Annotated in this window: 14 protein-coding genes and 1 pseudogene; 4 read left to right on the top strand and 11 right to left on the bottom strand. The window is 46.8% G+C overall.

The window, feature by feature from the left end; all coding sequences use genetic code 11:
• Positions 1-45 precede the first annotated feature (45 nt).
• From BCF55_RS05465 to napA, 8 genes are read right to left on the bottom strand one after another with little or no spacing between them, the layout of a single operon-like run.
• Positions 46-240 carry a hypothetical protein gene (locus BCF55_RS05465; protein WP_121011144.1) on the bottom strand — a complete coding sequence of 65 codons (195 nt, stop codon included), beginning with the start codon at positions 238-240 and terminating at the stop codon, positions 46-48.
• Positions 212-562 carry a chaperone NapD gene (locus BCF55_RS05470; RefSeq protein WP_121011145.1) on the bottom strand — a complete coding sequence of 117 codons (351 nt, stop codon included), beginning with the start codon at positions 560-562 and terminating at the stop codon, positions 212-214. Before BCF55_RS05470 ends, BCF55_RS05465 begins: the two co-directional genes overlap by 29 nt.
• Position 563: 1 nt before the next feature.
• Positions 564-1,517 carry a WD40 repeat domain-containing protein gene (locus tag BCF55_RS05475; RefSeq protein WP_121011148.1) on the bottom strand — a complete coding sequence of 318 codons (954 nt, stop codon included), beginning with the start codon at positions 1,515-1,517 and terminating at the stop codon, positions 564-566.
• Positions 1,507-1,983 (bottom strand): 4Fe-4S binding protein, encoded by a 477-nt coding sequence (locus tag BCF55_RS05480; RefSeq protein WP_121011151.1) that lies wholly within the window; start codon positions 1,981-1,983, stop codon positions 1,507-1,509. Before BCF55_RS05480 ends, BCF55_RS05475 begins: the two co-directional genes overlap by 11 nt.
• Positions 1,980-2,519: a nitrate reductase cytochrome c-type subunit gene (locus tag BCF55_RS05485; protein ID WP_121011154.1), complete on the bottom strand. Its 540-nt coding sequence runs from the start codon at positions 2,517-2,519 to the stop codon at positions 1,980-1,982. Before BCF55_RS05485 ends, BCF55_RS05480 begins: the two co-directional genes overlap by 4 nt.
• The gene (napH, locus tag BCF55_RS05490) at positions 2,506-3,357 is read right to left on the bottom strand and encodes a quinol dehydrogenase ferredoxin subunit NapH (protein WP_121011157.1); all 852 of its coding nucleotides are present in this window, start codon (positions 3,355-3,357) and stop codon (positions 2,506-2,508) included. The genes BCF55_RS05485 and napH overlap by 14 nt, the downstream gene beginning before the upstream one ends.
• The gene (napG, locus tag BCF55_RS05495) at positions 3,350-4,189 is read right to left on the bottom strand and encodes a ferredoxin-type protein NapG (protein ID WP_121011160.1); all 840 of its coding nucleotides are present in this window, start codon (positions 4,187-4,189) and stop codon (positions 3,350-3,352) included. The genes napH and napG overlap by 8 nt, the downstream gene beginning before the upstream one ends.
• Positions 4,190-4,200: 11 nt before the next feature.
• The gene (gene napA / locus BCF55_RS05500) at positions 4,201-7,053 is read right to left on the bottom strand and encodes a nitrate reductase catalytic subunit NapA (protein ID WP_121013154.1); all 2,853 of its coding nucleotides are present in this window, start codon (positions 7,051-7,053) and stop codon (positions 4,201-4,203) included.
• Between the two features lie 212 nt (positions 7,054-7,265).
• Between napA and nrdD the strand changes: the two genes are divergently transcribed.
• Both nrdD and BCF55_RS05510 read left to right on the top strand, forming a co-directional pair.
• Positions 7,266-9,272 carry an anaerobic ribonucleoside-triphosphate reductase gene (nrdD, locus tag BCF55_RS05505; RefSeq protein ID WP_121011163.1) on the top strand — a complete coding sequence of 669 codons (2,007 nt, stop codon included), beginning with the start codon at positions 7,266-7,268 and terminating at the stop codon, positions 9,270-9,272.
• Complete coding sequence (locus tag BCF55_RS05510) at positions 9,263-9,877, top strand: radical SAM protein (RefSeq protein WP_121011166.1); 615 nt, start codon at positions 9,263-9,265, stop codon at positions 9,875-9,877. The genes nrdD and BCF55_RS05510 overlap by 10 nt, the downstream gene beginning before the upstream one ends.
• On the opposite strand, the gene mnmL is transcribed toward BCF55_RS05510, so the two are convergent.
• Positions 9,833-10,792: a tRNA modification radical SAM protein MnmL/YtqA gene (mnmL, locus tag BCF55_RS05515; protein ID WP_121011169.1), complete on the bottom strand. Its 960-nt coding sequence runs from the start codon at positions 10,790-10,792 to the stop codon at positions 9,833-9,835. The genes BCF55_RS05510 and mnmL overlap by 45 nt on opposite strands.
• 147 nt (positions 10,793-10,939) lie before the next feature.
• Between mnmL and BCF55_RS09910 the strand changes: the two are divergent.
• A pseudogene (locus BCF55_RS09910) lies at positions 10,940-11,089 on the top strand (c-type cytochrome); the annotation flags it as partial.
• A 35-nt stretch (positions 11,090-11,124) separates the two neighbouring features.
• Positions 11,125-11,571 (top strand): RrF2 family transcriptional regulator, encoded by a 447-nt coding sequence (locus BCF55_RS05520; protein WP_245960408.1) that lies wholly within the window; start codon positions 11,125-11,127, stop codon positions 11,569-11,571.
• Here BCF55_RS05520 and BCF55_RS05525 read toward each other — a convergent pair.
• Positions 11,522-12,763: a hypothetical protein gene (locus BCF55_RS05525; protein ID WP_121011172.1), complete on the bottom strand. Its 1,242-nt coding sequence runs from the start codon at positions 12,761-12,763 to the stop codon at positions 11,522-11,524. The genes BCF55_RS05520 and BCF55_RS05525 overlap by 50 nt on opposite strands.
• Positions 12,760-13,194, bottom strand: coding sequence for a hemerythrin domain-containing protein (locus BCF55_RS05530; RefSeq protein WP_121011175.1), 435 nt, complete (start codon positions 13,192-13,194; stop codon positions 12,760-12,762). Before BCF55_RS05530 ends, BCF55_RS05525 begins: the two co-directional genes overlap by 4 nt.
• Between the last annotated feature and the right edge of the window lie 8 nt (positions 13,195-13,202).

Consider the following 13,202-nt stretch of genomic DNA (forward strand, 5'->3'; position numbering starts at 1 on the left):
TATACTTCAAAATTTTACACAAATGCCCATTTTTATTTTACAAGCCTACCCCGATATCCCCTCCTTCTCAGCAAGCAGTTTCAAGGCTTCGTGGATGACGGTTGAGAACTTTCCTCTCTTCCTGCCCTTGGTCCACTTACGTCTTATCTCCTCTATCAGCTCGTCGTCCTCCGGCGGGAGGTGGATAGGTTTTCTGAAAAAAGTTCTCGCCCTATTCGTAATCCTTGTAGATGTGTCCATAATACTTTATTCTCTCGGCAGGGACGTCCTCCTCAACAATCTTAGGAAGCTCTCCTCTTTCCATATGAAGCTCTTCTTTTGCCTTTTCTAACTCTTCTTCGCTGTATGCGTAAACAAGGTCCGCAGAAAGCACGTGTTCCAAGCCCTGAAGAGCTTTCAATTTAAAAACCTCTTCTTCGGTAGTCTCAGCCTCAATGGTTACTATTATTCTTCCCTTATCATCATGGAAGTGAACATCGCACAGACCCGACTCCTCAAGGCTGTTTATAACCTCCTCAATCCGTTCTGGTAAAGTCCTAACTACTACTCCAGAAATATTCATATTACAACCTCCATAGATATATTTTCCCATCATCACAACCTGTGATCACAAGCCCATCAAGAAAAAGAATCTTGCTAACGGGGTACTCGTGCCCCCTGAGCATATCCACCTCTTTTCCCGTATCAAGCTCAACTATGCGTACATCGTTCTGCTCATTGTATAGGTAGGCTCCGAGTTTTCCCTCCCTATCCATAGCAACTGAAAACACAAGGAACTTGGCATCAAACCTCCTGAATTTACCAGTGTCCGTATAGTATAGAGCTACTCTCCTGTCTCTTCCTCCCACAAGCACTTTACTATCTTTGTAATCAAGTTCGTAGAGTTTATCTACGTTGACGCCTTTGAACTTCTTCAGTATCTTCCCGTCCCTAACGGACACCAGAGTCACAACGCCACCTTCATCGGAAACGGCAACCGTTTCTCTATCCTCCTTAACAGCTATATCAGAGAGAGATGAACGCCCGACCTGAATTTTGTAAATGAAATTTTTCTCCCCAGTATCAAAGAGAGCTATCTCGTCACCGAGGAATCCGAGAATAACCTTCTCCTCACCGTAAAACTTGCCCTGCTTTATTAAGAGATTGCTTCCCAGGTCTATCAACTTTTCAAGTCCCTTTGACTCGGAGTAAAGGTAAAGCTCAGAGAAACCTCCAGGCGCTTCACTCACTATGAGAAGCCTTTTTCCTGAAGGAGACAGGTCTATTGAATAAACCTTAGGGGGTATGGGATTCCCCATAAAGTCGTTTATGTCCGGGAGGTTTACACTTTTTATAAACTTACGAGTTTTTAGCTCAATAAACTTCACCTCTCCCTGCTCCGTAGATACGTAAAGGATTCCATCCCTATAGACCATATCTGTGACGGCATGCCCCACATCTATCTTTCCAAGAAGCTCGGCAGAGTTAACACTGAAAGCAATCATGAAAAGCAGCACAAGAACGTATTTAAGCCTCATAGCTCCTCACCCATATCGCCTCCGTTGGACAGACGGACAGACAGAACCCACAGGATGTGCATCGCTCAGGTAGGATAACAGGTCTGTAGAGCCCTTCAAACTTTATAGCGTTATCAAGGCAGGGCTCCTTGCAGGAGAAACATAAGACTCCTTTCCAGGCGCTGCACCTTTTCGGGTTTATCCGCACCTCAGCTCTTATCCTCTCAGGTTTTGAGCGTGATAGCACACCCTTTGGACATACCTCTGCACACCTGCCACAGTAGGTACAGCCACTCCTGGAAAAGGAGATGGAAGGGTAGCCCTCCTCATCCCTGAGGATCATACCGGTTTCACACTCCTTTATACAGGGGGCTTCGCACTCCTTGCAGGCTCTGTAATCGGTATTTTCATCCGTATAAGGCGGCCTTAAAACTCCGGTTCTCTTTGAGGAGGGCAAGAAAGCTGTTAAGAATTCCCTTCTGTTCAAGGTAGTCCCTCTTTCCAACGGTTAAATAGCGTTGACCTTTCCTTAGCCTGTGGGTCCCTGAATTCTGGTTTGAAAACGTTCTTTACCAAAGGTTTAGCGTTTGCCTGTGGTGCATGACACATAACACACTGATACCTTGCCGGGTCTATCTTGAGCTCATCTTTCTTCCCACCTTTTGTGAACAGGTCAAGCTTGTAATGGGTTGGGGACATGGGTGTAGCTCCCACGGACTTTGCAACGTCTGGCATGTGACATCCGAGGCAGGCGTTCTGCCCTGGTTTTATGGGGACTAAACCTTCCACAGAATGAGGTATTTGAGGTGGAGCATTCTCGTATGCTCTGGAAAACTTCTTTCCCGTTCCCGGTGGCTCAGTTGGATACTGGACTTCCGGGGGAGCAGCTTCCTCAGTATATAAGGGAGCATTCCTATACCCGAGCTCTTCCTCGGACAAAACCTCCTTAACAGCCTGAGCAACGCTCAGAAACACAAGGGAAGCACCTACCGATGCAAAGACAAGTCCTTTACTTAGTTTCATGGCTGACTTCCTCCTTTTTAAATCTCAAAGTAAAGTAGATTGCATCGTCATTGCACACTTCTACGCACCTTCCGCAGTTTATGCATTCTCCAGAGTTAACGATGGAGCTGTGCTTGCCCACCATATGAAGAACCTGGCTCTCAGGGCATATCTTCACGCATTCCATACACTCAGTACACCTGTCCTTGTTGTAATTAACCCTGATGAGGCTTGGTTTGGTAACGAGTGAATAAAATCCCCCGAGGGGACAAACATGTCCACACCACCCGTTCTTTATGACGAAGAGGTCAAAGAGGAATATGGCGAGAACCATCGTCCAGCCTAAGCCCATTCCAAATATGAGACCTCTATGGAGTATGGATATAGGGCTAACGTACTCAAAGGCAGGCATGGCGAGTATGAAGGAGAGAACGAGAGCCAGGGTGAGGGCGAGATATCTCGTTTTTCTTGTTATCCTGAGCTGCCACTCTTCCCTATGTATATTTGTCTTCACCCTTAACCAGTTGGCAAAATCTGTAACCACGTTCATGGGGCATACCCAGCTGCAGAAGGCACGTCCACCTACGAAAGCGTAAAAAGCCAGAATTATAAGCGCCCCCACAAGAGCATCTACCCCGACTATGGCTCCTGCAAAAAACATCTGCAGAACGGCAAAGGGGTCTGCCAACGGCACGAGGTCAAGAAACCTTGAGGAGCTCAGGTTCCCCTGAAGTATCTTCCAACCGTATATATTCCCTCCTATGTAAAGGACCATTATGGTGAGCTGAGAGATTCTCCTTAATATTAAGAATCTGTGCTTATATAGATAACGAAGCGGTCCTACCCTTTCCTCACTCATTGAGAAGGTCCTCCGTATTCAGGTAGTTCTCCACACTTTCATGTCCCAAACCCCTTATCCTTTCCGGAGCTTCCTGGGGTTGTTGCTCTTCCCAGCCCTTCATGTAATGCTTTCCAGCTCTTCCTAGAGCTATATCTCTGGGTAGCACAAATATGGCGGCTTTCTCTGTGACACAAGCATGCTCACAGAGACCACAGCCGGTGCAGTGGTCGGGGTCCACCTTGGGAACCATGAAAGCGTGTTTCCCCGTTCTAGGATTCCTGTAAACCTCTATGTATATAGCTTTGTCAAGCAACGGACAGACTCTGTAGCAGGCATCACACCTGAGCCCCCAGTAGGCTATGCAGTTCTTCTGGTCTATGACCGCAACACCCATTCTCGCTTTGGTTATATCAAGTTTCTTCTGTCCATCCTTCAGAGTGGATACCAGGTCTGGCTCAAGGGCACCAGTGGGACACGCGGGAACGCAGGGTATATCCTCACACATGTAGCAGGGAACATCCCGGGGTATAAAGTACGGTGTCCCAAGGGGTTTGTTGTCTCCCGGTGTTGCGAGCCTGAGGGTAACCTTTTTCTTGCCTCCCTCGTAAGGGACAGAAGGTCTGTTGGCACAAGCTTCAACACATAACCCGCACTTAATGCACTTCTTTAGAAATTCATCCCCGGGCAGGGCACCCGGGGGTCTTATAACGAGAGGGTCGTAGGTATTTTCCTTAACAAAGGCTCCCCAAACAACACCTCCTACGATGGAAATACCTATAGCCTGCATAGTCCTAACGAGGAACTTTCTTCTCGTTTCTCCTCTTGGTGTAGGAGGCTTATCCTTTGCCATGTCCTGTCACCTCATGCTGGGTAAATCTTCACGGCACACTTCTTGTAGTCAGTCTGCTTGGATATGGGACATCTCTGGTCAAGGGTGACTTTGTTTATGTAAACCCTCTCGTCAAACCATGGGACGAAAACTAATCCTCTTGGAGGTCTGTTTCTTCCCCTTGTCTTTACCCTTGCCTTGATCCTTCCTCTCCTGCTCTCTATCCATACAAGCTCTCCTTCCTTGACACCTATCTTTTCAGCATCCTTAGGATTCATGTAGCAGTAAGCTTCCGGAACAGACCTGTAAAGCTCTGGTACCCTCATGGTCATAGTTCCTGAATGCCAGTGCTCAAGAACTCTCCCTGTTGCAAGCCAGAAGGGATACTCTTCATCAGGAACCTCTGGCGGTTCCATATAGGGTCTGAAGAATATCTTCGCCCTGTTGGTCAGGTCAACCTTTGTTCCTTCCTTGGGTCCAAGGAGCGTTCCCTCCGGTATCTGCTTCAGAGCGGGACCATAGAAGGCAAAGTCCTTACCTTTTGCATACTTTCTTGCGTAAGGGTCATACTTGGCATTAAACCTCCATAGGGTTTCCTTTCCATCAACAACAGGCCACCTGAGTCCTCTAACCTTGTGATAGGTATCAAAGTCCGCGAGGTCGTGGGCATGACCCAGACCGAAGAGCCTGTATTCCTCCCATAGCGCCTTCTGTATGAAAAAGCCGTAACCTTTCCAAGGTTGTCCGTCCGTACCCAGAACACCTCTCCTGTCCCCCTCCGCTGAGGTATTCAGATGCTTTTCTTTGGTTACAGGGTGGTAGGCAACGGGCTGAGGCCACCTTATATCTACGTTGGGTATGGTTCTCTTGAAAGCTTCCTCCGAGAACAGAACATCGTAAAGGGTCATTTCAGGGTCGTAGCCCATCTTCTTGGCTTCCTCAAGAACGTCAGGTAGAACCGTCCCATCGCTGAGCTTCCATTCCTTCCAACACTCTTTGAGTTTAAAGAACTTGGAGAACTCTATAAGATGCCATTCATCAGGCATAGCCTCACCGGGAGGTGTTACCTGCTGTTTCCAGTGCTGAGTTCTCCTTTCGGAGTTTCCGTAAGCTCCCCATTTCTCATAAATCATCGCTGCTGGCAGTATCAGGTCGGCTACCTTCGCTGATATTCCTGGATAGGAGTCGGACACAACTATAAAGTTGTCCATCTCTCTTGCAGCTTTTATCCAGTGGTTGGCGTTCGCAGTATCCTGCCATGGATTACAGACCATAACCCAAGCCCACTTTATCTTTCCGTCCTCCAGGTCCCTCATTATCTGGACTATGTTCGCCCCAACTTTGGGATTTATAGTTCCATGGGGAACCCTCCATATCTTTTCTGCTACCTCTCTGTGTTTCGGGTTGGTAACCACCATATCGGCAGGGAGCCTGTGGGCAAAAGTTCCAACCTCCCTGGCAGTTCCGCAGGCTGAAGGTTGTCCCGTAAGCGAGAAGGCTCCGCTTCCAGGCTTTGCATGCTTTCCAAGAAGGAGGTGAATAGCATAGTTCTGCTCGTTAACCCACGTTCCCCTTGTGTGCTGGTTAAAACCCATAGTCCAGAAAGAGACGACTTTTCTTCCTTTCTCTATGTAAAGCTCTGCCAGAGCCTTCAGCTTCTTTTTGAACTCCTCTAAAGGCTCGTCTGGGTCTCCCTTGGCAACCTTTGCTACATAATCAAGGGTATAAGGTTCAAGAGCCTTCTTGAACTCTTCAAAGCTTATAACCCAATGCTTGCCAGCCTGCTTTCTGTGCTTCATCTCAAGCTTGTCACCGGGTTTCAGGTTAAGGTATTTCAAGGCTACCGCCTCATCAGGGGATATCTCCTTGACAAGCTCCTTCCTCATGGTCTCCTTCTCTTTTTCTGTGTAGTTGGGGTGCTCCGGATTTCCTCTCATGCCGTAACCTATATCCACATAGCCGGTTGCAAAGGCGCAGTGGTTCTTAACGAACTCCCAATCTATAGCCTCAGGGTGGTTGTAAACTATCTCATGGAGTATATAGTTCTGTATAGCAAGGTCTGTATTGGGCTTAAAGATTATAGGTATATCTGCAAGGTCTATAGACCTGTGAGTAAAGGTTGAAAGGACAACCAGTTTTACCCTGTCTGGATTTGAAAGCTTTCTATCTATAACCCTAGCCCAGAGGACAGGGTGCATCTCCGCCATGTTTGAGCCCCAGAGGACAAAGGTATCAGTCAGCTCTATGTCGTCATAGCAACCCGCAGGCTCGTCAATACCAAAGGTTTGTATGAAAGCTGCAACTGCAGAAGCCATACAGTGTCTTGCGTTCGGGTCTATGTTGTTAGACCTGAAACCTGCCTTCATCAGCTTTGCAGCAGCGTAACCTTCCATTATGGTGTACTGCCCTGAGGAGAATATCGCTACACCTTCGGGACCAAGTTCGCTGTATGCCTCCTTAAACTTCTGAGCCATAACCTCGTAAGCTTTCTGCCAACTGACAGGTTTGAACTTCCCCTTTTTGTCAAACTCCCCTTTCTCGTTAACTCTAAGGAGTGGTTTGGTCAGCCTGTCAGCTCCATACTGAATCTTCGCGAGAAAGTAACCTTTAATACAGTTAAGACCTCTGTTAACGGGTGCTTTGGGGTCTCCCTTAACCGCAACTATCCTGTCATCCTTGACGGCAACCATAACACCACAACCGGTTCCGCAGAACCTGCAGACGGCTTTGTCCCAGCGCCAACCCGCCTCCGCCTTCGTGGCTTTAGCAAGGGCTTCCTTAGGAACGCTCATACCTACCGCAGTTGCGGCAGAAACAGCGGCTGCCACCTTCAGGAAGTCCCTACGTGAGACTCCCTGACCCTCTTTAACCACTACCTCAGCCATCTCAGTACCCTCCTGTTTGATTAAGGTCATATGATATACCTCATATAAGTAAGTATAAATTTTTCTGATAAAAAAATCAAATTTTCTTATAAAGAATTTTAGCCCTTACAACAAAGAGTTAAGGTCCCTTGAAGAAAAACACTGATAAGGCTGATAATTTTAGTTATTGAAAAAATGACCGATTAATCTAAAATAGGCGGAGGAGGTGAAAGATGATAAGAGAGGGAAACCTGAACCTGATAGACCAGTATCTTGAAGCAGCTGACCTTGCCAAACATAACGCAAACTTGGTTTACTCCTTACCGGCTATGGCTAACATCCTCTCCGGAGAAGTCATGAAAGAGTACATGTTAAGGAACATACTCTCTCAAGAGGAGAGGCTCATGCATGAGGAGGGATGGTGGTACCAGCATCAGCTTTCCCTATTGGGTCCTTACTGCGTAGGGTTCTCAGCAAGGGATATAGCTACGAACGGTTTGACCGCAAACACAAAGGTGATGCCCCGTTCAAGACCCCCTAAAAGGTTGAGGAACCTTCTTGATCAGTGTGCAAACTTTATATGCCTTATATCCCAGGAAGTTGCCGGAGCTGTAGCCCTCAATGACCTGATAACAGTTGCCTCCTCTTACGTCTGGTATGAGCACAGGTACCATGGGAGGAGATACTCCCTTGATGAAATATCGCACGCCTTTCAGAGTTTCCTCTACAACATAAACTTACCCTTCAGGAGTGGCAACAGTCCCTTTACAAACGTTACCCTTGAGTTTGGAAAACCAGCCCCCTCCCTTGAAGAGGAGTACATAGTGGTTGGCGGTAGAATTTTAGATACAAAGTACAGCGAAATACCCTCAGAGGTTTATGACAGAGTAGCCCTGGGCTTTCTGCAGGCTATGTGGGAAGGAGACGCAGATGGCAGGCCCTGGACCTTTCCCCTCATAACTGTCCAGGTCACAGACAACTTTAACTTTGAAGACCCCGTTTTCTTGGAGTTCTTGAAAAACATGGATAGACATGGGGGAGCATACTTTGAGAACTTCCTGAGTAAGCCCTTCTTAGAGAGAGGTCTTGAGCCGAGAAATCCGTATCTTCAGAGGAGTTTCTGTTGTCGTTTCCAGGTTGACCTGGGAGAGGTTCTCCGAGTATCCAACACAGGCTCCGTTTTTGGGAACGCCTCCGGCGTAGGTTCTATTGGCGTTATCTCCATAAACTTCAACAGGTTAGGTTGGATACACGCCGGCAACAGGGATAGCCTCTTTGAACACCTTGAAGACATACTATATAAAGCGAGAAGCGTATTGAATAAGAAGAGGGAGTTCATAGATAGTCATAGAGAGCTTTATCCCACCTTCTTTTATTACATGAAAGACCTTTCAACCCTTTTCAACACGATATCCTTACAGGGTGGTCACGAGGGTCTGATAAACTTCGGTTTTGTTACCAGAGACGATAGGGGCAGAATCGTTGAAGCAGAATCGGGACTTTTCCATCCGGAAGGGCTTAAGTTTGCCAAAGAGGTTGCGGACTTTATACTTTCCAAGCTTGAAGAGTTCATGAGGGAGGACAGGATACCATGGAACTTTGAGTATGCACCCGGTGAAACCGCAGGACCAAAGCTCGCTCAAAAAGACCTTGAGTTTTACAGGGATATAGGCGACGGGAGGTTTGATAGATACAAGCTTTACAGGAAATACTGGCTTGGGAAAGTGAACGGTAGGCCTCCCTTCATTAAGGGAAGCCCTGAAGGTTCTGGAGTGTTTTTAACCGCTGGGTTCCAGCCACCTTACGACGCTCCTCTGGGCAAACAGCTTGAAGTCTCCTCCCACACACAAAGGTTCGCGACAGGAGGAAGCATACAGCACATATTCCTGAATGAAAAACCCGATGAACACTCCTCCAAGGAGTTCGTTAAGAAGCTCTTTGAGAGGTTACCCATTATCTATATAACTCTCACACCAACCATGAGCGTGTGTAACTCCTGCGAGGCTAAGATAGTCGGTGAAAGGCATGAGTGTCCTTACTGCGGGTCTGATGACACGGTGATTTACTCCAGGGTCATAGGCTATTACAGACCTATCGCCAGAAAGGTAAAAAAGGTTGACAGGGAAAACTTTATATACGAAGGGGAAGAAAACTACTGGCAGGGAGGAAGGAGAGCCGACTGGGTAACAAGAAAGAAAGCCAACGTTGTGGAGCTAATGGAGGCTTCAAGATGGGATTGAGGTTTGTTTCCTACACCCTCTCCTCAAAGGACGTCCCAAGAAAGTGGAGTCTAGTAGCTTTCCTCCCAGGATGCAATCTTCGCTGCAAGCACTGTCACAACTGGAGACTCGTTGTAGGGGAGAAAGGGTACATCTTTGAGAGGGAAGTGATCCAGGAAGCCTCCCAGAACCCAATTATAGACACCGTGGTTCTGTCTGGAGGAGAACCCACAGTTCACAGCCCCGACAGGTTAAGAGCCTTCATAGAGAGAATTAAAAACAGGAACCCTGATGTAAAGGTGAGGATTGATACAAACGGCTACAATCCAGAGGTGATGAAGAAACTTGTGGACATTGTAGATGGCTTTGCCGTTGATATTAAAGCACCAATATCAAACGTGGAACTGTATGAATTTACAACGGGGACGAGCAAGATAGATATGGGCAGGATAAGGGAGAGCATAGGTGTAGCGGACCAGCTGCCCCTTACCATATACAGGACTCCGAGGTATCCCTGGCTGTTGCAGGAAGATATAGAAGAGATAAGGGAGTTTACCGACGACCTTAGTTCTCCCTGGTTCCTAAACGAGTTTTTTGAAGTCCCTTCCTGTCCCTTCAATACCTAAATGGCTCCTCGCCCCCTGCTTTCTCCCCCTTCTTTTAAGCTCTTCCTCAATAGCCCTAATGACCTCAAGCTTCCTTTCGTAAACGCAGTAGTCCGGTGAAAGTAACTTGTCCCTTTCTGCTTCCGCTGTGAGTCTGTGAACTACCGTGCTTTCTGGTATAAGTTCAAGCATATCTGCAGCATACCTGGCATACTCTTCAAGGTTTAAGGTCTTGAATCTCCCCTTTTCAAGCAGGCGGGCAAGGGCTGTATTCCTCATAACGTATATGGGATGTATCTTTATCCCATCAGCTCCCAAAGCTGAGACGAGCTTCGCAGTTTCCAAGAAGTCATCCCGGCTCTCTCCAGGAAGACCAACTATAGTGTGGATACACACTTTAAGTCCATAAGCCTTCGCTCTCAGTGTCGCATCTACGAGGTCCGATACACCGTGAGCTCTATTTATCCTTTTAAGGGTTTCAAAGTTAGCAGACTGGAGACCGTACTCTATCCAGACCTCAAGTCCCCTCTCCTTATAGGAAGCCATCAGCCCCAAAACCCAATCCGGTGCACAGTCAGGTCTCGTCCCAACATCAAGCCCCACCACTTCTTCATAATCCAATACAGTGTTGTAAAGTCTCTCAAGATACTCTTTATCCCCGTAGGTGTTGGTGTAAGACTGGAAGTAAACAAAGAAGCGTGTTCTTTTACCGTACCTCTCTATTCCCCTTCTTATCCCAGCCTCTATCTGTTCTCTAAGAGACACACCAGTGGACAGGTGAGCAGGTCTTGAGCCTCTATAACAGTAAATACACCCGCCTCTACTCTTTGTCCCATCTATGTTAGGACAGGTAAAAGGCAAAGCGACGGGTATCTTCTGAACCCTCCTTCCAAACCTCTCTTTGGCATAAAGACGGAAGAAGTTTATCCTCTCCATTTCTGTTAATTATGACTAACTCATCATCTATTAACAATATATGATTTTTCCTAATGGAAATGAATTTAAGTAGTACCACGGTCACATTTATACAGTATGTACTAAAATCTTTTTAAAAGGAAAGGATGGCTCTCGCACCGCAATGCAGTAAAGGACAGAGAGAAACTTATTGAAAGTCTTCTGAAGGGAAGCAAAGGTAAATGGGGAGATAGCGCTATGCCGCCCCAGAAGCTCACCGATGAAGAGGCCAGGATAATTGTTGAGTGGATTTTGCAGCTGAAATATGAGCTTAAATAGTTGCTAAAACAGCGTTTTGGTTTATAATTTAATTCATGATGATCTACTCAGATACGGTTCGCTACGCCCTTATGGCGTTGGCTTACTTAGCTCTCCATAAAGATAGGTTAGTAAAAGCTGAGGAGATAGCAAAGGCACAGAACATTCCCAGGCCTTTCCTCTCCAAAATACTTCACGAGCTTGCAAAGAGGGAGGTTCTCCTATCTGTCAAGGGACCTAAAGGAGGCTTCGCCCTTAAGGTTGACCCTAAGGAGCTCTCCATGTGGGATGTGGTTGTCCTTATGGGTGAGGAGAACAAGTTTCAGACCTGCGTACTTATGCCCGAGAAGTGCGACGTCTACGAGACTAACCCTTGCATAGTCCACCATAGATGGGAGAAGTTAAAGAGGAAGATAATAGACTTCCTCAAGGAAACCACCATTGCGGACCTAATCAGTGTTGAGGAAAGGCACCTTGCTGAGCTCCTCTCCTCAGGTAAGTAAGGATACCGGAGAGTAGGTTTAAGAAGAGCGTAGCGAAGGAAACGAGGTAAGACAGAGCTGTGATGAGCCATAGTACTCTGACCTCAGAAAAAAAGGAAACAAGGAATATAAATATGCTCATTAGGTGCATGTAATAGCTCCACCAAACCCTTTTGGGTCTTATAACCTCGTGCATTGTTGGGGCGTTGGGGATACCCTTATTGGAAAGGTGTATCCATACCAGAAAGGGTATTATCCTGTACATCATAGCCATTATCACGCTCTGGGCAAAAGTTCCAAAGGTAAAGAGGAAGAGAAGGAAAACCCTAAACTCCCTTTCTATGAAAGGGTAGAGGAGGCAAGATAAGAAAAGAAAAAACATCCCCGTATACCATAAGCTTATAAGCGGGTCACTTATCTTTCTTCTTCTTCTTAAAAGCCTTGTGACTGTGAGAACCACAAAGGAAATATACAGGAGGGAAAGGAGAAGTTTTGTAGACCAATGGAAGCCCGTGAGGAGGTTGAAAAAAAACAGTAGGGTCAACGCATAGGGGAGGTTGTACGAGAAAAATCTCAGATAGGGAGGTGTTACAAAGAACATTTCTATAACCTGAAAAGCCACAGAGGCTATGAGAAGAGCAACCCAACCCCAGAGCATCAGGCTCACATGTAGCTGGAGTAGGTAAGTGTAGCTTACGAGAAAAACTCCTTTCAGCCCAAACAGTAAGAGTAAACCTGTAAGAAAGGCTCCCAAGAAGAAAGCAAGGGCAAACTTCATACCGAGGGAGGTAGGGCTGTAGCTTTTGAGCTTAAGAAGTTTAAAAAGCATCATAGGGGCTACGAATAGAAAGCTTATAGAGAGTATGAATAAGCCTGTATAAAGAACGGTGTCGTGGGAAAGCAGGAAACCGGTGACAAACAGAAGTGTTCCAAGGGTGAGCGTTACATGGGTGAAGGCGGCTTTGGGCAAAGGGTTTTCAATTGTAGCTCCCGCAACCACAGGAAGCATCTGAAATAGAGCTCCGAACATAGTCATAGCCATAAAACCAACGGTGTATGTATGAACGAGTGCCTGAAGACTGAAGGTTCCTGTAAACAGCATGTAAAGGGAAATAAGAACCCCAAAGAGGCAAAACAAGGAAGCCGTAAGGAAGAACCTCGCAACTATACTAAAGGGCGGAAGATACAGCAGGTTAAGTCCTGCAGGTATCATACTTCTCCAAGCTCCGCCATCTTCTCAACCATCTCCTCTGACTCTAAGTGCTGGTCGGACATAGGGTAAAGGATCTGTTCCTCCTTCATGTTGTGTTGCTGTATAAGAATCATCAGGGATTCTCCGATAGAGAGGAACTCATCCTTATTCTGGGTTTCAAGGGCTTTCTCAAGCCTCTCCAAAAGCTCCCTCGCCTGAGCATGTTCGTGTCTCATAACCTGCGTGGGTCCCATGACTATTCCCGTTCTTTCCTCAAACTCCGGAAAGAGAACTTCCTCCTCCTTTTGGAAGTGAAGGAGAGTCTTTTCTTTAAACTCTCTAAAGGCTTCTTTAGCCTTTTCCCAGTTACCTTCCGTGACAGCCTTTTCGGCTTCAGCATAGTAGCTATCACACTTCCTGTGTTCTTCCGTCATGTACTGAGCTATCATCATCCTGCTCA

This window comes from Hydrogenivirga caldilitoris (assembly GCF_003664005.1).
Taxonomy (GTDB): Bacteria; Aquificota; Aquificia; order Aquificales; family Aquificaceae; genus Hydrogenivirga; species Hydrogenivirga caldilitoris.